Below are 21,733 nucleotides of genomic sequence, written 5' to 3' on the forward strand. Positions count from 1 at the left end.
TGGCTCAGTCGAGTTCGACGAAGGGGCGGTTGAGGTGCGCGGTGGCGAGCACCGCGTGCTCGCGGCGGGCGGCATCGAGCAGGCCGCGGCGGGTCAGCCGGGCCAGGTCCTGGTCCGCCTCGTACCGGTAGGCGACGTCCGGGTCGGCGAGCTGAACGGCGTGGACGAGCACGTCGCCGGTCACCACCACCTGGTCGTTGCGGCCACCCTCCACCAGCACCGACTGGTGCCCCGGGGTGTGGCCGGGCGTGGGCACCACCCGGATCCGGTCCCCGCGGCGGCCCGCCGGGGTACGCCGGCCGGCCGGCCCGGTGTCGCCGGTGAGCACCACCGCGCCGTCCACCGGGTGCAGTTGCCCCGCCGCCTCCAGCGGCCGCACCACGTACCCCAGCATCTCGCTGCCGCCGGCCTCCAGCGCGTCGAGTTCGCGCTGCTGCACCACGTACCGCGCGTTGGGGAACATCGGCACGCCCTGCGCCGTGACCGCCCAGCCGGCGTGGTCCTCGTGCAGGTGCGTCAGCACCACCGTGTCCACCTGCCGCACGTCGATCCCGTTGCGATCCAGCAACTGCGGCAGCGCGCCGGGCACCGGCGCCCACGCCGACGCCGGGCTGCCCTCCGGCCCGACACCGGTGTCCACAAGCGTGTACCGGTCGCCGGGGCGGCGGATGGCGTAGCAGCGGAATTCCAGGTGCCACGTCCGGTCCGGCCCGAACGCGGCCGGGTCGATGCGCCGCGCCACCGCCCAGTCCCGCTCCGACGCCCCGGAGAAGGCGTCGTCGTAGCTGAGGAAGAACGGGCCGGCGGCGTCGCGCAGCGCGAGGACGTCGAAACAGCCGACCGAACGGACGGCCGGGCGGCGGGCCGGGGGCTCGGCGTGCGCGACCGTGGCCTGCGCCGGCCGGGCGGCGCCCCCGGCGGCGAGAGCGCCGCCGCCCACGGCCGCCGCGCCGAGCAGCAGCGTCCGCCGGCTGACCGATCCTTGCGGGTACGACACGGAGATCTCCTTCGTCGAGGTGTACGCCGGCCTGTCTGGGCCGGCGCGGTGCAACTTCGGGGAAGATGTCGCCTCGCCGCGGCGGGAGGGGACATCTTCCCCGAAGTTGTCAGGAGATCAGCGGTGAGTGCCAGGCATTCGAAAGGCTTCTAATGTTGGGGGTGTGCTGAGGCTGCACGTCGACGCGGACCGGCTCGTCCGGTCCCGGTTCGCGCTGTCGCGACTGACCGAGGTCACCAACGCCCTGGAGGTGCTCGCCCACCCCGAGCGCGCGCCGTACGCGCGCAGCTGGGTGACCCACAGCCGGCGCACCCTCGACCCGGGCTCGGTCGACGTGCTGTTCGAGCTGGTCAACGCCGCCGACGGGTACATCCCCGACTTCCTGTCCCCGCTGCCCGGCAGGTACGAGCCGACGCTCGACGAGGAACTCGCGGCCGTGGCGGAGACCACCGCCGAGGACGTCCACCGGCAGCTGCGGCTGGCGTACCGGATCGGCCCACCCCCGCCGGGCCTGCTGGAGCGCAGCCCGGCCGGACGCGACCCCCGGCCGCCGCTGCCGGCCACGGTCGCCCAGGTTCTCACCCGGCGAGGCGAGGCGGCGCTGCTCACCCGCGTCGTCGACCAGCTCGCCCGCTTCTGGCGGCATACGCAGGCCGACCTGTGGCCGACCCTGCACCGGGTGCTGGACGAGGACATCCGGCACCGCGCCACGGTGGCCACCCGGACCGGGCTCGCCGACATCGTCCGTACCCTCGACCCCCGGTTGGCCTGGGACGGCGAGCGGCTGACGCTCGACTCGGCGGCCGAGCTGTCCCTCGACGCGGCGCAGGGGCTCATCCTCGCCCCGTCGGCGTTCCTGCCCCGCCCAGCGGTGTACCTGGGCGCGCCCGGCCTGGTCATGGTCGGCTACCCGGCGCGCGGGCGGGGCCAAGTGTGGTCTCAGCCCTCGGCGGTCGGGGAGGAGACCGGCGTGCTCGGCGCACGCCGGGCGGCGCTGCTGACCGATCTGGGTACGCCGCTGACGACCACCGAACTGGCGGTGCGGCACGGGATCAGCCCGGCCACCGTGTCGTACCACCTGGGCCGGCTGCGGCGGGCCGGGCTCGTGGTGTCCCGGCGGGACCGGCATGAGGTGCGGTACGAGCGGACGCGGTCGGCGGCCGAGTTGTTGCGGGCACTGCGCGCCACCAGGGACCCGAACCAACCGGCGTGATCGGTGTCGCCGCCGACGTCCGAAAAGGATTGGCGATCGACGGTACGCTGCACAGCGGGTAGTGATCGCCGCCCAGCAGGGTGACGAGCGACCGCCCAGGGGGCCTCATCGGTTGGGGCGAACAGACGGGGGATTCCATGTTCGAGCGGCTGGGCAGATTCGTCGTGCGCAGGGCTTGGTGGGTGATCGGCGGCTGGCTGCTCGCGGCGCTCGCCATCATCTTCACCGCGCCGTCGCTGGGCGACATCACCTCCGCCGATCAGGAGAGCTTCCTGCCCAGCTCCTACGAGTCCGTGCAGGCCACCGAGCTCGGCCAGCAGGCGTTCCCGCAGGCGGCCACCGCGACGGCGATCATCGTGGTCAAACGCGCCGACGGGCAGCCGCTCACACCGGCGGACCAGGCGAAGGTGGGCCAGCTCGCCGAGTCGCTCAAGGCCGAGAACATCCCGCACACGTCCGGCTACCTGACCGGCCCGCAGGCCGTCGCGCCGGACCGGTCCGTGCAGGTGATCAACGTCGGGCTCGACGCCCCCGCCCCGGACGACCCGGCGCTGCTCGACGCCGTACGCGACATGCGGGCCGCCATCGGCCCGGAGCTTCAGGGCAGCGGTCTGACCGCGGGCGTGGCCGGCGACGTGGCGAGCTTCGTCGACAACGAGGACACCTTCAACGAGGCCTTCTCCGTGGTCGGCATCGCCACCATCATCCTGATCATCGGGCTGATCCTGATCATCTTCCGCAGCCCGATCGCCGCGCTGCTGCCCATCGTGGTGATCAGCGTGGTCATGAGCGTCACCACCGGGCTCGTCGCCGCCGCGGGCAAGGCCTTCGACCTGAACGTCAGCCAGGACCTGCAGACGATCCTGCTGATCGTGCTGTTCGGCATCGGCACCGACTACATCCTGTTCCTGCTCTTCCGCTACCGCGAGCGGCTGCGAGCCGGTGACGACAAGCGCACCGCGATGGTCGTCTCCGTCCAGCGGGTCGGCGAGGTCATCACGTCCGCCGCCGGAGTGGTCATCGTCGCGTTCCTCGTGCTACTCCTCGCCTCGCTGGGCTTCTTCGGCTCCCTCGGCCCGGCGCTCGCGATCGGCGTAGGCGTCATGCTGATCACCTCGCTCACGCTCATCCCGGCGCTCGTCTCGCTGCTCGGCCGCTTCGTCTTCTGGCCGTCCAAGGCGTGGCAGCGTCCCCCCAAGGCCACCGTGGCGCACCGGCTCGGGACCGCCATCGGACGCCGGCCGGCCCTGGTCGCGGCGGCCTCCGGCGCCCTGCTCGTCGCGCTCGCCGCCGGCGTGCTCGGCTACAAGGCCGACTACGACTTCAGCGCCGGCTTCCCGCAGGACACCGAGTCGGCGCGAGCCGCGGCGGACCTGCAGCGCGGGTTCGCCGCCGGGGCGCTGGCCCCCACCGAGGTCTACCTGACCACCGACAACGGGACACCGCTCACCGACCAGCAGGTCAACGAGTTCGCGGCGGCCGCGGCGAACGCGCCGGGCGTCGGCCAGGCACAGCCACCGGAGCGCGGCACCGACCCGAGCGTCGCCCGGGTCAGCCTGCTGCTCAACGAGAACCCGGTCTCCAACGAGGCGATCACACTCGTCCGCGAGGACCTGCGCGACGCCCTGCACGCGGCCGCCCCACCCGGCACCCGGGCCCTGGTCGGCGGGACCACCGCGATCTTCGCCGACATCAACTCGGCGAACAACCGGGACCTGTCGGTGATCCTGCCGGTGGCGGCCGGTCTGATCGCGCTCATTCTCGCGCTGCTGCTGCGCAGCCTGGTCGCGCCGATCTACCTGGTGATCGCGGTGCTGCTGAACTTCGCCGCGACTCTTGGTGCGACGGTCTACCTCTTCCAAGGGGTGCAGGATCAGCCCGGTGTGACCTTCCAGCTGCCGATCATCCTCTACCTCTTCGTGGTGGCGATCGGGACCGACTACAACATCCTGATGATCGCCCGACTACGCGAGGAGGCGCGGGAGGGGAATGAGCCGCGGGCTGCCGCCGCCATCGGCGTCGAACATGCCGGGCCCACTGTTGCGGCAGCGGGTTTGATCCTGGCTGGGACGTTCGCGGTGCTGATGCTCGCGCCGATCTCGTTCCTGCAGCAGATGGGGTTCGCGGTGGCGATCGGGATCGTGCTGTCGGCGTTCGTCATGTCGATGTTCTTCGTGCCGGCATTGACGGCGTTGATCGGGCACAAGGCGTGGTGGCCGGGGCACGGGGACGAGCGGCGGGCGCCGCGAACCCCGCCGGAGCCGGCGAGCGTGGCCCAGTCGTAGCGGGCGGGTGAGAGCTTCCCCCGCCATGGGGCGCCGCCGGTCGGCCTCCGAACGGCTCGACAACCGCTGAGCGCATCCCCGAGGTGAAGCACTCAGGAGGGCACTGTGCCGCCGGGGCCTTGCGGCTGCTGCTGCGGGTACGGCGGGTGGGCGTAGGGCAGTCGCCACTGTTGAGGCTCAAGAGCCGCGTTCTATATCGATCTGCTGGCAAGCCAAGGCGTGTTGCTCGGCGAGCCGTACACCAGGCAGCTCGATGGCAAGCTGCGAGAGCTGCGGTTCTACCTGGATCGTGACGCGGTGCGCCTGACCTACTGGATAGCCTCCGACCGAAGGAGCATCCTTCTGACGGTGTTCCGGAAGACCCGGATGCGGGAGGACCGAGAGGTCGAGCGGGCTCGCCGGGCGTTCGAGCGTTGCGTGGCGGAACGGCATACCGTGGTCGAGTGGGCAGAGTGATGGCTGATCGGGTTGACTGGAATGACCTGCGGGAACGCCGGATGGCCGAGCCCGGTGTGGCTGAGGCATACGAGGCGGCACGCCTCGCCTTCGAGCTCGGCCAGGAGGTGCGACACCTGCGGGAGCGCAATGGCTGGAGCCAGAGTCAGCTGGCACTGGCCTCGGGCATGACGCAGTCGGCGGTTGCCCGCTTCGAAGTCGGTGGCACTGTCCCGACCTTGGCTGTTCTCGAACGGCTCGCTCGTGCGCTGGACCGGAAGCTGGACGTGAAGTTTGCCCCGTAGGCCGATGCCGCCTGATCAGGCGCACATGTCGGCAGTAACGGAGGCCAGCTTACTTCCGACTGCGGTCTATCGAGCTGGCAGCACCGGGTAGGGAGGGCAGAGCAGTTGACGGCGAAGATCAGGTCTCAGTAGAGGCGCGCTCGAAGAGGCGTTGGCGTTCGGCGGCCACGACCTCTCGGACGAGTTCGGCCTCGGACAGGTCCACCGCCTCAGGAGTGGCACCGGCCAGGTCGCTGACGCGGGCAAAGTCGTCGAAGAGCTGCTTCTTTCCGGCGAGCAGTTCGACGATCCGCTGATCGACGCTGTCTTCGGACAGCAACCGGTGGACCTGAACCGACTGCACCTGCCCCATCCGGTGTGCGCGGCCGATGGCCTGGGCCTCCGTGGTGGGCTTGAGCTGCGGCTCGCAGATGACGACGACGGACGCGGACTGGATGTTCAGCCCGACGCCGCCGGCCACGATCTGCGCGACGAGAACGGCGCCGTGCTTAGCCGATGCGAACCGGTCCACGATTTGCTGACGGTGGCTCGCGGGCACCGACCCGGTCAGCGGCCCGAACATCGGCCCCGGAAGGGACCGGGCCACCAGGTCCAGCACCTCCCTGAAGTAGGAGAAGACGATGACCCGCCGCTCGTTCTCCTCCGCTTCACGGACGATTTCGATGAGCCGATGCAGTTTCGCGGACTGCGGCCCCTGGAGCATGGCCGCCTGGCGCATCTCCATGAAGTTGCCGCGCTCGACGGCCGCCCGGTAGCGGGAGGTGTCCGCCGCGGACATCGGAAGCCATTCCTCGACCTCGATGAGCTCCGGGAGCTCGGTTAGGACGTCTTCCTGGTTCCGCCGGAGATAGGCGGGCGCGACCTGCCGCCGGAACATCCTCGGCGAGAGGTCCGTGGCGTCGACGGTGAGGTTCGGGCGCACGTAGGACGCCAGATTTCGGAACTCGTCGACCTTGTTCTCCAGCGGCGTGCCGGTGAGCAGGATCGCCCGGTCGGCGCGCCCGATGAGTTCCTCCGTCCTCATGGATCGCTGCGCGTACGGGTTCTTGATGTAGTGGGCCTCGTCGACGACGACGCACGCCAGCTCGGGGACCTTCTGCAGGGCCGGCTCCCACCAGGCGAGGGTCTCGTAGGTGGTGATGGCGACCCCGCCGTCACGTACCCAGGTCCGGGCGGCGTGGTCGCGCCCCGGGCCGTGGACCCGGTGCGGGCGCAGCTTCGACTTGCTGGTCACCTCGCGGACCCAGTTGGTCACCACCGCCGCCGGGCACACCACCAGGAAATGGGTCTCGCCGCGGCTGCGCAGGTGGGCGAGGACGGCGAGGGCTTCGACCGTCTTGCCGAGGCCCATCTCGTCCCCGATGATGACCTTGCGCTGCACGAGGGCGAAGCGGGCCGCGAAACTCTGATAGCCGCGCAGCGACGCCGTGAGGTGTTCGCCGCTGAGGGTCTGGTCGCGCACCGCCTGGATGATCTCCTCCGGGAGATCCCCGTGCGACGCGTCGTCGTCTTCGGTGACGAACCCGAGCTCGGAGAGCATCGCGAAGTAGTCGGCGGGTCGGGCCAGGAAGTCGTCCCAAGGGTCGGCGCTGACGCTCCTCGAGCCGGACGCGGAGGACATGCCGAGCAACTCGGCCCGTCGTTTGACGATCTGGATGCTCTCGCGAACTGCTGCGGCGGGGAGCGCCCGAGTCGGGATCACGAGGAGGTGACTCGTCTTGCGGTTGATGGCCTTGCCCAGCGGTGCGAGCTCGGCTGCGCGTTCGAGGTCGGCAGCCGCACCTCGCGTCTGCCGGTACGCGTCCCATTCGGCGAGGCAACGCAGGAGATGGGTGGTCTCCGGGTGGCGGTTGCTGATGTCGATGCGGACCGGCATCTCGTCGTACGTGGTCTGCCAGATCGCTTGCGCTGCCCCGACCATGCGCCGTGCTGACGTCTCCCCGACACCTGGGAGCGCCTGAAGGGACGAGCCGACCTCCAGCACGTCCTGCACGGTGCTGACGCCCGCCTCGACGAGCGGCCCCAACCGGAGCCGATCGCGGGTAGCGGTCTTCAACGCATCCACCGGCATCTCCTGCAGGATCCGTTGGACCTCGGCGCGTCTGACCTTCTCACCCGCATCGCGCACAGCCGAGCGGTACGACGCCTCGCCGGCGACGACCTTGTCGATGGCGGCCAGCGCCTCCGGCAGGCCCTCGAAGACCGACCGGTCCAGGATTTCCGGCTCGGAGCCCGTCAACCCGGAGACGAGATCGAGGCGAAGGGCGGGGTCGAGCAGCGCGTCGATCCCGAGTCGTGCCGGGTCGACCGGCGCGGTGAAGACGGCGAGCTGCTCGAGACGGCTGGGGCCGCCGGCCCCGGTGATTGCCGCGTGGTGACGACGCAGGTACTCACCGGCGGCCTCCGCCGACTGCTTCCGCGCGGACCCGAGGAAGAAGCGACGTACGTTGAGCAGCGGGCTGACGTCGGCGATGGCGGCCGGCACATCCTTCGTGAGCAGCCGCAGCAAGGCCCGATCGTCGGCCGTCGTCTCCGGGAGGTTCGCGCGCTCCCGCAGGCGCCTCACGACGTCGGTGTCGCTGGCCCAGAGTGGCACCACGCGCCAGGTCGGCTGACCAGCCCGGTCGATTCCGACACTGCGTGAGCGCAGCTCCCGCTCGCCGCTGCTGGCGGCGTCCCGGACAGCCTGGTGCCAGGTCTGCACGTCCGCGGCTTCGAGACCCCACTGTTTGAGGTCCGCCACGAGGCGGCGAATCTGCTCTCGCTCTGTCTTGTCCATGCCTCGCCCAGAAGTCGGTGGGTCAGCGGAGCGTATGGTATGGCACCCATCCGACAGGACGGGACCTCCAGGGACCCAGGCCGTCGGTGCTGGTCAGTAAGCTCTGCAGGCTGTTGATCTGGGGTAGTCGGTGAGACTTGAGGATCTGGCATCCGGTGTCCGGGTGGTCGGGGTGCTGCCCGGCGAGACGGTCTCGGTGATCGCCGCGCAGTGGCACGGACCGGACGCTCTCGAACTGACCTTCAAGACGCTCAGCGGGGCCTGCGGCAGCAGGTGCTCTTCCGGGCCGACGAGGCCAAGCTCAGTGCCTCCGATGCGGGCAGCCGGCCGTTCGACGCCGATGCCGACGGGTTCCGGCTGGTCGCCGAGGCGCAGCGGATCTCCCTGGCCGGGCTGTTCGACCCGATGCTGGCGGTAGCCACCAGCGACGTGCAGCCGTTGCCCCACCAGATCCGGGCCGTGTACGGCGAGATGCTCGACCGCACACCGCTGCGGTTCCTGCTGGCCGATGACCCCGGCGCCGGAAAGACGATCATGGCTGGCCTCTACGTCAAGGAGCTCCTGCTCCGCGACGACGTGAAGCACTGCCTGATCGTTGCGCCTGGTGGGCTGGTCGACCAGTGGCAGGACGAGCTGTTCTTCAAGTTCGGCCTGCGGTTCGACATCCTCACCACGGCCATGGTCGACGCGGCGCTCGGGTCGAGCGTGTTCGAGCAGTACCCGTTGCTCATCGCGCGCATGGACCAGCTCGCGCGCAACGAGGACCTGGCGGCGCAGCTCGACGACGCCGAGTTCGACCTGGTCGTCGTAGACGAGGCCCACCGGATGGGTGCGCACTACTTCGGCGGCAAGTTGAACAAGACCCGGCGCTTCCAGCTCGGCGAGCGTCTACGCGACCGCACCCGTCACCTGCTGCTGATGACGGCCACCCCGCACGCCGGCAAGGAGGAGGACTTCCAGCTCTTCCTCACGCTGCTGGAGCGTGACGGCTTCGAGGGCAAGTTCAAGGCCGGCGTGCACAACCCCGACACCAGTGGGCTGATGCGGCGCATGGTCAAGGAGGACCTGCTCACCTTCGAGGGCAAACCGCTGTTCCCCGAGCGCATCGCCCAGACCGTGCCCTACGAGCTGACCGCTGACGAGCAGGACCTTTACGAACGGGTCACCGAGTACGTGCGCGAGGAGATGAACCGGGCCGCCCGACTGGACGACAAGCGCCGGAACACCGTTGGCTTTGCGCTCACGGTGCTTCAGAGGCGCTTGGCCTCCAGCCCGGAGGCGATCTACCGGTCCCTGATGCGACGTGCCGAGCGACTCAAGCGCCGCCGTGACGACCTGATCCACGGCCGTGGCGTGAGTGACGAGCCCGTCCCGGTCGACCCGCGCGACCTGGACGACGACGAGCACAGCGCCGAAGAGGTCGAGCAGCTCGAGGAGGAGCTGCTGGACTCGGCCACGGCGGCCCGCACCATCGAGGAGCTCAACGTCGAGCTGGCCGACCTCGACGAGCTGATCCACGTCGCCCGCTGGGTACGTAACCTCGACACCGACCGCAAGTGGGTCGAGCTGCGCAAGATCCTCAAGGACAACCGCCTCATCCACCCCGGTGCGAAGAAGCCCCGCAAGCTGATCATCTTCACCGAGCACCGTGACACCCTGGACTACCTCGCCCGCAAGATCCGCTCGCTCTTCGGCAGGCCGGACACCGTGCAGGCCATCCACGGTGGTGTCCGGCGCGCCGACCGGCGGGCCATCACCGAGGAGTTCACCAAGAGCCCGACCTGCCAAGTGCTCCTGGCCACCGACGCCGCCGGCGAGGGTCTCAACCTCCAGGCCGCCCACCTGATGGTCAACTACGACCTCCCGTGGAACCCGAACCGCATCGAACAGCGCTTCGGCCGCGTCCACCGCATCGGCCAGACGGAGGTGTGCCGCCTCTGGAACCTGGTGGCGGCCAACACCCGGGAGGGCGAGGTGTTCACGCGGCTGCTGCAGAAGGTCGAGGAGCAGCGCAAGGCCTACGGCGGCAAGGTCTTCGACGTCCTCGGGTCGGCCTTCGACGAGACGCCGCTACGAGAGCTGCTGGTCGAGGCCATCCGGTACGGCGACCTGCCTGAGACCCGCGCGAAGATGGAGCAGGTCATCGACGCCTCGGTCGCCCACGGTCTCAAGGAACTCCTTGAGGAGCGGGCCCTCACCCACGACGCCATGTCGGACGTCGACCTGACCCAGATACAGCAGCTCATGGACGAGGCCCGCGCTCGGCGGCTGCAGCCGCACTATGTGGAGTGGGCCTTCCGCCTCGCCTTTCAGCGCCTCGGCGGGCGGCTCACCAGGCGTGAGCGCGGCCGCTACGAGATTAGCCACGTGCCCGCGGCCATCCGTGCCGTCACCAAGCACGGACCCGTGGCCACCCGCTACGAACGAGTCACGTTCGACCTCGATCGCATCGACGCCGACGACAAGCCGCGCGCCGATCTGCTCGCCCCCGGCCATCCGCTCCACGACGCCGTCGCCGAGCTCACCATCAGTCAGCTCCGGCCCGCGCTCGAGCGCGGCACTGTCCTGATCTCACCGCAGATCGAGGAGCCGACGCTGCTGGTCGGTGTGGTGGAGGAGGTCGTCGACGGGACCGGAGAGTCGATCGCACGACGGTTCGGCTACGCCTACGTCGACGCCACCGGACGGGTCACGCCCGCCGGCCCGGCGCCATACCTCGACTGCGTGCCCGCCCCGCAGACCCCCGCCGTGGCCGCAGCCAAGAAGCTTGCGTGGCTCGGTGACGCCGAGGCCAAGGCACGGACCTGGATCATCGGTCACCAGCTCAGGGATTATCTCGCCGAGGTCTCACCTCGCCGGCTCGCGGAGATCGAACGGACCCGGACGCGCGTCGACCAGCGGCTGGCGCATGAGTCGAACCGGCTCATCGGCGAGGCCATCGCAGCCCAGGAAAAGGAGCAGGCCGGCATCAAGCCGAAGGAGAGCTCCGACAGCCTCCTGCGCAAGGCACAGGACCTCCAGGTCCGCCGGGACAGCCGTCTCGCGCTGCTGGACCGGCAGGCTCAGCTGGCCACGAAGCCGCCCCGCATCATGACCGCCGCGCTCGTGCTACCGCTATCCATGGTCAGGCGCGAGATCCCGGCGGACGCCCCCATCCACGCCACGGAGGCCAAGGCCGTCGAGCAGCGCGGTATCGATCTTGTCCTCGCCGCCGAGCGTTCTCTCGGCCGGGAGCCGCAGGAGCAGACCTTCCACAACCCCGGCTACGACGTACTGTCCAGCCCCGCCGACGGCGGCCCCTCCATCCGCATCAAGGTCAAGGCACGGCTCGCGGGAGCCGAGGACTTCCACGTCACCCACAACGAGATCGTCACCGGCAAGAACGCCGCCCCCCACTACCGGCTCGCTCTGGTCACCGTCAGCAGGGCCGGCCCCGAGTACGACCAGGTGCGGTACGTCGCCGACCCGTTCCCCGGCGTCGACGTCGGTGATCTGGACGCGACCGGCCTTCGGGCCGCGTGGTCGAAGACGTGGAACGCCGGCATGGCGCCCTTCTGACTGAGGAGCTAGCTCGACTGGCGGCTGTCGGCTGCCTCGGCACGAGCGAGGTCGCTGATCACCGTCGCCACTGTGTCCCGCAGGCGTCGTAGCTCACCGGCGGTGAGCCCGAGTTCGTAGCAGTGGTGATGCCCTGCCCGGGACAGCGCCGCCCAGGCGTAGCCCGCCCGGGCGGCGACCTGCCGGCCGGCGTAGCGGTCGAGGATCAGGAACTGCGGCGACCGGGCGCGCATCGAGGCGACTTCCGGGCGGAACCGCCGCCAGTAGTCGTCCATCGCGGCCTCGAGGGCGAGCCGGAGCAGCCAGGCGCAGGCCCGCGGCCACGCACCGCGGGTGCCGCGTACGACGCTGGTGAGCAGCTTGTCGGCGGCGGCGAGGCAGTCCTGCGGGGAGGCGACGGTCGTCATCGCAGCTCCTCGGCGAGTCGGCGGCAGTCCCGGACGAGGACCTCGAGGTCGAAACTGCCCGGCCCGTGAACGCCTTCCTTGCAGGCCCGGAACGCATCGCCGGCCCAGCGGCCGTACTGGTTGAGGCGGTTGAACACCTTGCCGCCCTGGTGCAGGTCCCCGAACAGCGCCAGCGCGGTCACCTGGTTGAGCGTCAGCGCCTTCTCGATGAGCTCTTCGACGTCGCCGTGCCGCTCACCTCGCGCGATGCGCTCCCGCCGGATTCGTTCATGGCAGGCCGCTTCGAGCGCCGATCGGCAGAAACCGGACACCAGCGGATATCGCGCGTTGTCGGCCAGCTCCTCGGCCCTGAGGATCGCGGTGGCGTCGGCGAGGTACCGGTCGACCGGGTCGCTGTTCTTCCGGATCTCGACCTCCGACCCGTCCCGGCGGGTGACCGCCCAGATGGTGGACTCGATGCGCAGCCTGCGTACCGCCTCGGGCAGCCGGTTGTCGTGCGTGAAAACCACGACCTGCCGGATCTCCGCGAGCCCGGCGAGCACCTGCGCCAGGCCGTCGACCTTCGACGGGTCCATGCTCTGCACCGGGTCGTCGATGATGACGAACCGGAACGGGCTGTCGTCAGCGCAGGCGCGGGGGATGAACACCGACAGGCCGAGCGCCTGCAGCTCGCCCTGGCTCATGACGGCCATCGCCGAGGTGCCGGTGCCGTCGACCTTCGCCGGGAAGGAGATCTTCCGGCGGGTGTTGGTGCCATCGAGCCGCATCCCGCTCAGCTCGACGTTGCTCTCCTGTCGCAGCTCCTCCCAGATCTGCTGCGAGCGCTGAGCGAACGGCTCGAACCGCTGGTCGCGCAGCGCGGCCAGCGCGGTCTTCAACCAGTCCCGGGCGGCGTTGACCAGCTTGAGCTTCGCCTCGTCCTCGGCGCCGGCCCGCGCCTGACTGAGCCAGCGCTGTAGCGCGACGGCGTGCTCGCGCCAGGCGTCGTGGCGCTGCCGCAGCCACGCACCCGTCAGTTCCTGGAGCTCGGTGAACGCCTCGACGAGCGGCGGGTACGCGGTCCGCAGGCGCGCCGAAAGCTGATCGGGAGGAAGCGAGGCCGCGTCGGCACAGAGGTCGTCGACCCTGGCCCGGTAGCGCTTCACCGCCTCCGGCTGGTCGAGTGCACCGGCCATCGCGTCCAGGTCGTGGATGCTGATCCGCCGGTCCAGGTCGAGCAGCCGTACGGCCCGGGCCCGCGCCTCCCGCAGCCGCCGGTGCGCCTCCTCGACCGCGACCGTGTCGCGCCGCAACTGGGCCAGGGTCTCGTCGGCGCGAGCCCGCCAGGCGGCGTCGAGCGTCCCGGCGCCGCACACCGGGCAGTTGCCGTCGCCGTGGTCGTTGTGGAAGGCGACCGCCATCCGCAGCAACTGTGCGGCCTGCTCGGCGACGCCGGCACGGGTGGTGGCGAGGCCGGCGACCTGCGCCGTGGCGGCGGTGAGTTCGTCCGCCATCTCGGTGGCGTACCCCGTGTCGGGCAGGGCGACGGCGACCAGGCGCCGGGCCGCGACCGCCACCGGGTCGGTGGTGTCGCTGCCGGCGTCGGCGAGTAACTGGTCGAGAGCGTCGAGGTCGACAGTCCGTTTCGCCAGGAGCGTGGCCGCGGCCTGGGTCCGCTGGTCGTCGACGACACTCAGCGCGTCACACAGGGCGGCGCGGGCCGCCTTGACCGCGCTGATCTGGTCGTTCAGCGTCCGGCGGACACGCATCAGCCGCCCGTCGGCCTCGACGAGGGGGTCCATGCCGAGGATCGGCGCCAGCGCGTCGAAGAGACCGCTGGGCTTGGAGGTGATGAGCCGGCCGAGGTCGCTCGCGGTGAGGAACGGCCGGTACGCGTCGAGCGGCTTGCGCCACCCCAACTCCGCCGTGTCGGTGTAGCGCTGCCCGTCGTCGGCCAGGACACTGCCGGTGCCCTGGGCGGCGTCGGTGTGCTCGTCGCGCCAGCTTCGGCGTACCCGAATGGGTTTGCTGGCTCCCTCGGCGCGGAGCTGGACCTCGATCTCGCAGGGCGACCCGTGGTGGAGGTTGCGCCAGCCGTCCTTGAAGACGCTGTTGCGGTCGGCCCAGCGGGCGCTGTCGCCGGTGAGGGCAAGCTCCACGGCTTCGGCGAAGCTGGACTTGCCGGAGCCGTTGCGGCCGACGACGAGGGTGAGGCCGGCGTGTGGCTGCAACCGGAGGCTCTGCTGTGGACCGACGCCGCGGAAGCCGGCGACGGTGATGGACTCCAGGTAGAGCGGCTGCGGGCGGGGCCGCTGGGTCGGGTCCCGTTCCGGCAGGTCGACGGGCTCGCCGGCGAGGACGCCGCTGAGCGCCGCGTCGCCCACGTAGGCCGCGAGCACGAGGTCGATCACCTCATCGGGCACGTTGTCGTCGGCCAACCGGTCGAAAACCTGGTCGAGTAGCGACTGGTCCCAGCCCATCCGGGTCTCCCTTCCAGGCGTCACCGTAAGTAGTGTTCCGCTTATCAACAATCCTGGTTATGGGGGATTGCTGGAAAACACTGGAACTTGTAGCATGCTCGTCGTGGCGGAGTCCATAGAAGACCTCGAAGGTCGGATAGACGACCTACGGTCGGCGGTCCGACGAGCGGTGGTGGCGCGCGACGCGGCCCGCGTCAAGGCGCTGCGCGCCGAACTGCGCGCCGCCGAACGCGAGTGGGAGCAGGCCATCACCGAGCTCGCCGACGGCGCGGAGGCCGACGACCAGCCCACACGTGCCGAGGCGCCCCTGGTGTCGATGCGCGACCAGGTCCACCACGCCCTCACCCTGCTCGCCGCCCCGGCCGCCCCGAAGCTCATCGCCGAGGTGCACAACGCCTTCTTCGGCGCCGCCGGTCCCGGCCTCGTCGCCGGCAAGCTGACCCACCTGCGCCGCGACGAGGAGCGCTCGTTCCGCACCGCGCCGCACTCCCGGCCGTACTATCTCTGCTCCGCCCTGACCGCCGAGCACCTCGCGCCGGCCCGCGGCCTGCTCGCCGTCTCCACCTGGCCGCTGGAGCGCCGCATCATCGGGCCGCTCAGCCCTCGTGTCGACTTTCTGACAGCCACCATCAAGGTCGCGGAACAGGCTGGGCGCATGCCGGAGCAGACCCTCACGGTGGCCCGCCTGCTCCGCCGGTTCGCCACCAGCATCCCCGGAGCCGTCGACGGCTACGAGGCGGTCGACCCGGCGATTGTCATCAAAGCCGCCCAAGCCGAGCTGGCCGTGCACGCCGACGCCGACCGAGCCGACCGCGCCGCGGCGGCCGACCGCGCCCGCCGGCTGGACGAGGCGGAGCAGCTCTACGGCAGCCGCCTGCGCGTCATCCGGGGGCTGGCATGACCGACCTCGCCCAGCGCCTGGCCACCATCCGCGGCGGCGTCGCCCCGGCCCGCCACAACGCCCGCACCATCGCGGCCCTCACCAGCAACCCGGGCTGCGCCCGCCGGGCGGTGCTGGACTGCGCCGGCGTCGACAAGCAGCGCCTCGCCGCGTACATCGACTACCCGGCCCGGTTCGGCCAGTCCCGGTTCGCCATCACCCGGGGCAACGTGTTCGAGGCGCAGGTCAAGGCCAACGGCTGCGCCGAGCTGCTGCGGCTGCTGCGCGAGCTGCTCGACCTGGAGATCCAGGAGGTCGCCTACGACGACCTGGAGTCGGTGGCCGGCCGGGAAGGCAACGACGTCCGGTACGCACGCGCCCGGACCCTGCTCACCCGTGCCGCCGCCGAACGCGAGCGGGCCGGCACGCTCTTCGACCACCCGCTGCTGCGGCTCGACGTCGCCGGCCAGCAGGCGTATCTCGAGCCGGATCTGATCGCGTTCCAGCACGCCGGCCGGTTCCACGTCGTCGAGATCAAAAGCTTCGCCGTCATCGACGGCCAGGCCGACCCCGGCAAGGTGGCCGCCGCCGCGATCCAGTCCGCCGTGTATGTGCTGGCGATGCGCAAGCTGCTCGAAGAGGCCGGTCACGACCCGGAGATCGTCTCGCACGACGTTGTGCTGGTCTGCCCCCGCGACTTCTCCAACCAGCCGATGGCGGTCCTGGTCGACGTCCGCAAGCAGCTCGCCGTGCTGCGTCGGCAGCTGTCCCGGATGACCCGGATCGACGCGCTGCTGGCGGAACTGCCGGCCACGCTGAGCTTCGACCTGGCGGCCGACGACACGGGCGTACCCACCCGCTCCCCGCAGTCGCTGATCGACGCCCTGCAGGAGGTCGAGGCGCGGTACTCGCCGGAGTGCCTGGCCGCCTGCGAGCTGGCGTACTTCTGCCGGCACGAAGCCCGCGGCTGCACCGCCGCCCTCGGCAAGTCCGTGCGCGAGGAACTCGGCGGCATCGAACGGGTCGGGACCGCGCTGGCCATCGCCCGCGACGAGCGGGCGCCCGCCGAGGACCAGCAGGAGGCCGCGGAGCTGTTGCGCGCCGCCGCCCGGCTGCGGGCCGAGCTGCTCAGCGGGGTGGCCGGATGAGTACGCTCGCCAGCCTCGCCCGCGCCGAAGCCGTCGTCGCGGAACGCGCGCAGCGGATCACCCTGGTCCGGCACCTGCACGTCGCCGACCGACCGCTGGTCTTCATCCCGCTCACCATGGCCGGCGAGGCCAACGCCCCGCTCGCCGCGATGGTCGGCGACGACCCGGACAACCCGACGCTGCTGATCGTGCCGCAGCCGCGGAACCGGGATCAGCGCTTCGCCTTCGCCGCCGAGCTGGCCGCCGTGGTCCTGCCCTACGTCGAAAGCTTCCGCGGTGACGTGGAGGCGGTGTCGGCGAACCGGGGCAAGGAGATCCGCGTCCGGTACACGAACGCGCCGCAGCTGCTCGTACCGAACCCCGGCGGGGTCGCCTTCATTCGGCTCTTCGGCCGCTCCACCCGGTTCCGGCGCACCGACGGCGACTACCCGGTGCACCCGACGGTGCCGATGCTCGGCCGTTGGCTCACCTGGTTCGCCGACCGGGCCGAGTACCCGGGATCCTCGGCCCTGCTGGCGATGACCGAGGCGCTCAGCCTGCACTGGGCCACCGGCCAGAGCCCCATGGAGGACGCCCAGCTCGCCGCGCTCATGGCGTGGATCGCTCCGCCGGACGGGATGACCGGCGCGCAGGCGGCCGCTCTTGCGGAGGATCCGGTCGCCTCGCCGCCGGCCGGCCCGACCACCGACCCGAGCTTCGACAACGAGATCGCCGCGCCGGCGATGGCCGCGTACGACCGGGCGGTCGCCGCCGACTCGCTGGTCGACCGGCGGCGCGCCGAGCTGGAGGACATCCTCCGTGGGCAGCTCGAGCCGACCTGGCGGCTGATGTGGCAGGCCATCGCGCTGCTGCACGACCTGCCGGCCGGATCGCGGGTCGCCGGCCGCTGGGCCGAGGACCGGGACGCCTACACCAACTTCTGCTCGTACCTCGACGAGGGCGGCCTTCCGCAGCCCCGCCGGGACGGGGCGGTGGCCGCCGCGCAGCGGCTGCACCGGCTGGAACGGGCGCAAGCCTCGTACGACGTGCAGCGCGCCTACGACGACCCGATGGTGATGGCCGACTACCGGCTCACCGGGGAGGCGTTCGTCGGCGAGGTAACGGCCGCCGACCCGACGCGGGTGGATAGCAGCGGGAAGCGCCGTGTCCTGCGCCCCTGGATAACGGTGACCGCGGCCGACCCGGTGCTGGTCCCTCCCGGCACGACGCTGTACTCGCCCGACCGGCCCAGCAACCAGAAGGCCAAGGTCGTTTCGGTCGCCCGCAACGACGACGGGACCACCGAGGTGTTGCTGGAGCTGACCGGTGGGATGGGGTCGTCGCTGACTCCGCCGCCGGGCAGCGTGCCGGAGGTGGGGGAGCGGCTCTGCTACACCACGCTGACCGACTCCTTCTTCCCGGCGGGCGCCTTCCCGACGCGGGAGGAGACGCCGTGGACGCACGGCGGCCCGCCGGCACCCTTCGACGACGGCGCCCCGACCGCCGAGGACGCCCGCGAAGAGTGGTCCTGACCCAACCTGATCCACCGCAGCACAACAAAACGGCCAGACGTTCAGATCCGTGGGGGAGCTGACATGAGCAAGTTGGGCACGATCCTCGACCAGATCGACTCGGGCACCGTGCTGCTGCCCGAGTTCCAGCGCGGCTACGTGTGGAACCGGGACCAGGTCCGCGGCCTGATGGGCTCGCTCTATCTCGGCTACCCGGTGGGTGCGCTGCTGGTCTGGGAGACCGAAGCTGACCACGGATCGGTGCGCGGCAGCAGCAAGGCTCGCGCGGGGATCAAGCAGCTGCTCCTTGACGGTCAGCAGCGGATCACCTCCCTCTACGGTGTGGTGCGCGGCAAGCCGCCGGCCTTCTTCGAGGGCGACCCGGCGGCGTTCACCGGACTGCGGTTCAACGTCGAAGAGGAGACCTTCGAGTTCTACGCGCCGGCCAAGATGAAGGACGACCCGACCTGGGTCGACGTCACCGAGCTTTTCGTCGACGGCATCGAACCGCACATCGGCAAGCTCTCGGCGGACCCGGCCACTATGCCGCACTTCGCCACCTACATGGGTCGGCTGATCCGGCTGCGCAACATCCTTGAGCGCGAGTTCCACCAGGAGAAGATCACCGGCGCGGACAAGGGCGTCGAGGTCGTCGTCGACATCTTCAACCGCGTCAACTCGGGCGGCACGAAGCTCTCCAAGGGTGATCTGGCGCTGGCGAAGATCTGCGCGGACTGGCCCGAGGCCCGCTCCACGATGCGCAAGCACCTGAGCACCTGGTCGACGGCGGGGTTCCAGTTCAACCTCGACTGGCTGCTGCGCAACGTCAACGCCGTGGCGACCGGCCGCGCCCAGTTCGAGGCTCTGGAGGGTGTAAGCTCGTCGGACTTTGCCCAGGCGCTGACCTCCAGCGAGCACTACATCAGCGGATTCCTCGATGTGATCTCCGGGCGGCTCGGTCTCGACCACGACCGAGTGCTGATGGGCCGCTACGCCTTCCCGGTGATCTCCCGCTTCCTGCACCTCAACGGTGGTTCGTTCACCGACGCCACCCAGCGCGACCGGCTGCTCTTCTGGTACGTGCACGCGGCGCTGTGGGGACGCTTCGCCGGCTCGACCGAGACGATCCTGACCCAGGACTACGAGACCGTTGCCCGCAGCGGGATCGACGGCCTGATCACCAGCCTCAGTCGCTGGCGCGGTGGCAACCTCGTCATCGATGGTCAGGACTTCGAGGGATTCGGCCGCGGCTCGCGCTTCTACCCGCTGCTCTACCTGCTCACCCGCGTGCTCGGCGCCCGCGACTTCGGCTCCGGGCTCGAGCTCAGAGCCGAGATGCTCGGCTACCTCACCTCGCTGCAGGTGCACCACATCTTCCCGAAGGCGCTGCTCTACAAGCACGGCTACGGTCGCTCCGAGGTCAACGCCGTTGCGAACTTCTCTTTCCTGACCCAGCAGACCAACCTGGCGATCGGTAAGCGGGCACCGGAGGACTACTTCGCCGAGACCCAGCAAAAGCACCCGGGTGCGCTCGAGTCGCAGTGGATCCCCACCGACCCGCAGCTCTGGCGCCTCAACCGCTACCGCGAGTTCCTGGCCGCCCGCCGAGAGCTCTTGGCCGAGGCCGCCAATGGATTCCTCGCCAGTCTGCGTGACGGGACCAAGCCAGCGGCCGAACCGCTGCGGCCGGTGGTCGTGGTGGCCGAGGAGGACGATGACGTCCGCGCCCGCCAGATCAAGGCGCTGGTCGACGAGCTGACCGCGGCCGGCTGTGCCGAACCCGCGCTGGACAGCGAAATCGCCGATCCGACGACGGGACGTGTCCTCGGGGTGGCGGAGGCGTTCTGGCCGGACGGCCTCCAGCCGGGTCTCGGTAACCCGGTGGTCTTGGAACTCGACGCCAACCCCGACCTGCCGCGGATGGAGGAACTCGGCTACGAGGTGTTCACCTCGGTGGACGCGCTCCTCGGCTACGTGGCCCGGCGCAACGAACAGGCGGCCGGACTGTCGGAGGACGACGACCATGTCGGTCCGGAGGGTTCGACCGTCGAGGATTCGGTGGCGGCCGATGACCCAGCGTCGGCGACCGTGCCGGCGCAGGCCGCGAATGACGGCACCGGCGCCGACTTCGACCGGGCAATGCGGCACCTGTATGTGGCGGCGCGTGACGAGGCTAGCTACAACGCCACGCTCTTCCTCAGCATGCTCGCCGAGCACGGAAGCATCTCCACCGCCAAGAAGCTGCTCGCCAGCCCGGTGGTGTCGGACGGGTTCGTCGCGCTGTGGGAGCGCGACAGGCTCGACCTGACGGTGGAAGCCCTGGTGACCAGGCCGGAGTTCGAGTGGCTGTTTACCCCCGCCGAGGTGGAGGTCGTTCGCACCCGTTTGCGTCAGTTCGAGTACGAGGCCCGGTGAGACCGTGACCGTAACCAACCTGCTGCTGCCGAGACAGCCAGCGGCCTCGCCGTCGGCTCAAGCCGAGCACGTGGTCACGGAGGTGCTCGCCGACCTGCGTTCGGGCAAGCACCGTGGCGTTGTGGTCGACTCGCCGCCCGGCGCCGGCAAGTCGACCCTGGTGGTACGCGCCGCCATCGAACTGGCCCGCGCCGGCGAGCCGCTGATCGTCATCGCGCAGACCAACGAGCAGGTCGACGACCTGATCGACCGGCTCGCCCAGCAGGCGCCGGACCTGCACATCGGCCGCCTCTCGGCGAACGACTACAGCGCCACCGAGCGGATCAAGCGGTACGCGACCGTCCGGGTTGCCGCCAAGGTCCCCGACCTCGGTGGTCCGTCCGTCATCATCGGTACGGCCGCGAAGTGGTCGATGGTGTCGGAGGGCTCCTGGCCCTGGGCGATCGTCGACGAGGCGTACCAGATGCGGTCGGACGGGCTGCTACGCGTGGCCGGCCGGTTCGAGCGGGCACTTTTCGTCGGCGACCCCGGCCAGCTCGACCCGTTCTCCACCGTCGAGACCGAACGCTGGGTCGGCCTTACCTGGGACCCGATGCAGTCCGCGGTCGCGGCGCTGCTGCGGCACAACCCCCACCTGCCGGTGCACCGGCTGCCCGTGTCGTGGCGGCTGCCACCGTCCGCCGCGCCGGTGGTCGCCGAGGCGTTCTACCCGTTCACCGGGTTCCAGGCCGGCACGGCGCCCGGCGAACGGTCGCTGTCGTTCAGCACGGCCGGATTCGGGGGCGGTCCGGTCGACGCCGCGCTGGAGACGGCGGCGGCGAGCGGGTGGTCGCTCTACGAGCTGCCCGCTCGGCACACGTTGCGCACCGACGCCGAGGCCGCTGCCGCGTGTGCTGCCCTGGCCCGCCGGTTGCTGGAACGCGGAGCGGTCGCCCTCTCCGAGCGCGAGACGGGCGGAGCGCCTGTCACCCCCGACCGGATCGCCATCGGCGCCGCCCACCGGGACCAGGTCGCCGCCATCCGCGCCCACCTCGGCGAGGCGGAAGCCAGCGTCACGGTCGACACCGCCAACCGGCTCCAAGGCCGAGAGTACGACGTGACGATCGTGCTGCATCCGCTCTCTGGTCGGCGGGACGCGACCGCGTTCCACCTGGAGTCGGGGCGGCTCTGCGTGCTGACATCCCGGCATCGACAGGCTTGCGTCGTGGTGGCCCGGGCAGGGATCGCCGAGTTACTGGACGGCCACCCCTCCGCCGAGCCGGTGCACCTCAACGTCCCAGTCAAGTTCCCCGACGGCTGGGAAGCGAACCAGGCTGTGCTGGCCCACCTGTCCACTCACCGACTCTCTGCATAGGCGGAAAG

14 protein-coding genes are annotated in these 21,733 nt (G+C 70.6%); 10 read left to right on the plus strand and 4 right to left on the minus strand.

Going from position 1 to position 21,733, the window contains the following annotated elements; genetic code table 11:
* Positions 1–4: 4 nt before the first annotated feature.
* Positions 5–997 carry an MBL fold metallo-hydrolase gene (locus ABTW87_RS10705; RefSeq protein WP_350650577.1) on the minus strand — a complete coding sequence of 331 codons (993 nt, stop codon included), beginning with the start codon at positions 995–997 and terminating at the stop codon, positions 5–7.
* A 163-nt stretch (positions 998–1,160) separates the two neighbouring features.
* Here ABTW87_RS10705 and ABTW87_RS10710 point away from each other — a divergent pair, with 163 nt between their 5' ends.
* From ABTW87_RS10710 to ABTW87_RS10725, 4 genes are all read left to right on the plus strand, one after another.
* Entirely contained in the window at positions 1,161–2,210 is a 1,050-nt protein-coding gene (locus tag ABTW87_RS10710; protein WP_350650578.1) for an ArsR/SmtB family transcription factor, read from the plus strand.
* Between the two features lie 137 nt (positions 2,211–2,347).
* Positions 2,348–4,495 carry an MMPL family transporter gene (locus ABTW87_RS10715; protein WP_350650579.1) on the plus strand — a complete coding sequence of 716 codons (2,148 nt, stop codon included), beginning with the start codon at positions 2,348–2,350 and terminating at the stop codon, positions 4,493–4,495.
* Positions 4,496–4,690: 195 nt separating this feature from the next.
* Positions 4,691–4,951, plus strand: coding sequence for a type II toxin-antitoxin system RelE/ParE family toxin (locus tag ABTW87_RS10720; protein ID WP_350650733.1), 261 nt, complete (start codon positions 4,691–4,693; stop codon positions 4,949–4,951).
* On the plus strand, positions 4,939–5,235 hold the full coding sequence (locus ABTW87_RS10725) for a helix-turn-helix domain-containing protein (protein ID WP_350650580.1): 297 nt from the start codon (positions 4,939–4,941) through the stop codon (positions 5,233–5,235). The genes ABTW87_RS10720 and ABTW87_RS10725 overlap by 13 nt, the downstream gene beginning before the upstream one ends.
* Before the next feature lie 118 nt (positions 5,236–5,353).
* Here the strand turns inward: ABTW87_RS10725 and ABTW87_RS10730 are convergent, their stop codons facing one another.
* Entirely contained in the window at positions 5,354–7,978 is a 2,625-nt protein-coding gene (locus tag ABTW87_RS10730) for a DEAD/DEAH box helicase (RefSeq protein ID WP_350650581.1), read from the minus strand.
* A 309-nt stretch (positions 7,979–8,287) separates the two neighbouring features.
* Between ABTW87_RS10730 and ABTW87_RS10735 the strand changes: the two genes are divergently transcribed.
* The gene (locus tag ABTW87_RS10735) at positions 8,288–11,572 is read left to right on the plus strand and encodes a helicase-related protein (RefSeq protein WP_350650582.1); all 3,285 of its coding nucleotides are present in this window, start codon (positions 8,288–8,290) and stop codon (positions 11,570–11,572) included.
* 8 nt (positions 11,573–11,580) lie between these two features.
* Here the strand turns inward: ABTW87_RS10735 and ABTW87_RS10740 are convergent, their stop codons facing one another.
* Positions 11,581–11,979 (minus strand): hypothetical protein, encoded by a 399-nt coding sequence (locus tag ABTW87_RS10740; RefSeq protein WP_350650583.1) that lies wholly within the window; start codon positions 11,977–11,979, stop codon positions 11,581–11,583.
* Positions 11,976–14,462 (minus strand): AAA family ATPase, encoded by a 2,487-nt coding sequence (locus tag ABTW87_RS10745; protein ID WP_350650584.1) that lies wholly within the window; start codon positions 14,460–14,462, stop codon positions 11,976–11,978. The genes ABTW87_RS10740 and ABTW87_RS10745 overlap by 4 nt, the downstream gene beginning before the upstream one ends.
* A 148-nt stretch (positions 14,463–14,610) precedes the next feature.
* Between ABTW87_RS10745 and ABTW87_RS10750 the strand changes: the two genes are divergently transcribed.
* The 5 genes from ABTW87_RS10750 (at position 14,611) to ABTW87_RS10770 (ending at position 21,725) form a co-directional block, all read left to right on the plus strand.
* Positions 14,611–15,339 (plus strand): hypothetical protein, encoded by a 729-nt coding sequence (locus ABTW87_RS10750; protein WP_350650585.1) that lies wholly within the window; start codon positions 14,611–14,613, stop codon positions 15,337–15,339.
* Complete coding sequence (locus tag ABTW87_RS10755; RefSeq protein ID WP_350650586.1) at positions 15,336–16,466, plus strand: hypothetical protein; 1,131 nt, start codon at positions 15,336–15,338, stop codon at positions 16,464–16,466. Before ABTW87_RS10750 ends, ABTW87_RS10755 begins: the two co-directional genes overlap by 4 nt.
* Complete coding sequence (locus ABTW87_RS10760; RefSeq protein WP_350650587.1) at positions 16,463–17,977, plus strand: hypothetical protein; 1,515 nt, start codon at positions 16,463–16,465, stop codon at positions 17,975–17,977. Before ABTW87_RS10755 ends, ABTW87_RS10760 begins: the two co-directional genes overlap by 4 nt.
* A gap of 63 nt (positions 17,978–18,040) precedes the next feature.
* Positions 18,041–20,371 carry a GmrSD restriction endonuclease domain-containing protein gene (locus ABTW87_RS10765; protein ID WP_350650588.1) on the plus strand — a complete coding sequence of 777 codons (2,331 nt, stop codon included), beginning with the start codon at positions 18,041–18,043 and terminating at the stop codon, positions 20,369–20,371.
* A 4-nt stretch (positions 20,372–20,375) separates the two neighbouring features.
* On the plus strand, positions 20,376–21,725 hold the full coding sequence (locus tag ABTW87_RS10770) for an AAA domain-containing protein (RefSeq protein ID WP_350650589.1): 1,350 nt from the start codon (positions 20,376–20,378) through the stop codon (positions 21,723–21,725).
* The last annotated feature ends 8 nt before the right edge of the window (positions 21,726–21,733 follow it).

Source organism: Micromonospora sp. NPDC126480, assembly GCF_040302465.1.
Taxonomy (GTDB): Bacteria; Actinomycetota; Actinomycetes; order Mycobacteriales; family Micromonosporaceae; genus Micromonospora.